This window comes from Nonomuraea rhizosphaerae, assembly GCF_019396405.1.
In the GTDB taxonomy this organism is placed as follows: Bacteria; Actinomycetota; Actinomycetes; order Streptosporangiales; family Streptosporangiaceae; genus Nonomuraea; species Nonomuraea rhizosphaerae.
Genome location: NZ_JAHKRL010000143.1, coordinates 1 through 954, shown reverse-complemented (window position 1 = coordinate 954; position 954 = coordinate 1). Strand labels below are relative to the sequence as shown.

1 protein-coding gene is annotated in these 954 nt (G+C 65.8%); it reads right to left on the bottom strand.

The features are described from left to right. Nucleotides 1-12: 12 nt before the first annotated feature. A protein-coding gene (locus KME77_RS07010; RefSeq protein WP_372451145.1) for an IS5 family transposase occupies nucleotides 13-896 on the bottom strand; the annotation gives its coding sequence in 2 pieces (ribosomal slippage) (nucleotides 13-524 and nucleotides 524-896; 885 coding nt in all). Between the last annotated feature and the right edge of the window lie 58 nt (nucleotides 897-954).

Genomic DNA, 954 nt, shown 5'->3' with positions numbered 1-954 from the left:
CTAGGGCCTGTTTTATAAGCGGGTCAGCCAGTCGTTGATGATGGCGATCTGAACGGTGGCCTCGTAGCGGACGGCGAGCTTGTCGTACCTGGTCGCGACGGCACGGTGGCGTTTGAGCCGGTTGATGGCGCATTCGACCGCGTGCCGCGCGCGGTAGTCGATCTTGCAGAACTTCGGGTGACGGCCGCCGCGACTGCCCCGGTTCTTGCGGTGGCGAATCTGGTCGGCCTTCTCCGGGATCGTGCAGAAGATACCCCGTCGCCGCAGATAGGCGCGGTTGGCACGCGAGCCGTAGGCCTTGTCCGCCCGGACCCGATCCGGCCGCTTACGAGGCCGCCCCAGACCGAGCCGCGGCACGCTGATCTTCTCCAGCACCGGCTGGAACTGCGGGGAATCCCCTCGCTGACCAGCGGTGATGATCAGCGACAGCACCCCTTGCCCCTGCTCGGCCGCCAGGTGCAGTTTGGTGCTCAGCCCACCCCGGGAGCGGCCCAGCCCGTGATCGGCAGGCTCGACACTCACCCCACCAGGCGGCTCGACCTGAAGATCCCCCCCTTTCGCGCACCGGCGGCATGCTGGTGCGCGCGAGCAATCGAGGAATCCACGTTAACGTCCCACGTGATCAGGCCCTTCGCGTCCGCCTTCGCCTGCAGATCCCTCATGATCCGTGCCCAGGTCCCGTCACGTTGCCAACGGCGAAACAGGCCGTACACGGTCTCCCACTCGCCATAGCGCGCCGGTACATCCCGCCATGGGGCGCCCGTCCGCGTCCGCCATCGAATCCCGTCGATGAGCTGCCGTTTCGTCCATTTCGGCGGCCGGCCCGGCTTCTTGCCGACCGGCAACAACGGCTCCAGCACCGCCCACTCAGCGGAAGACAGATCACCACGACTCACCCAAAGATCATCCCAGAAGTGGATCACCGAAATGATCCACTTCTGAAACAGGCCCTAG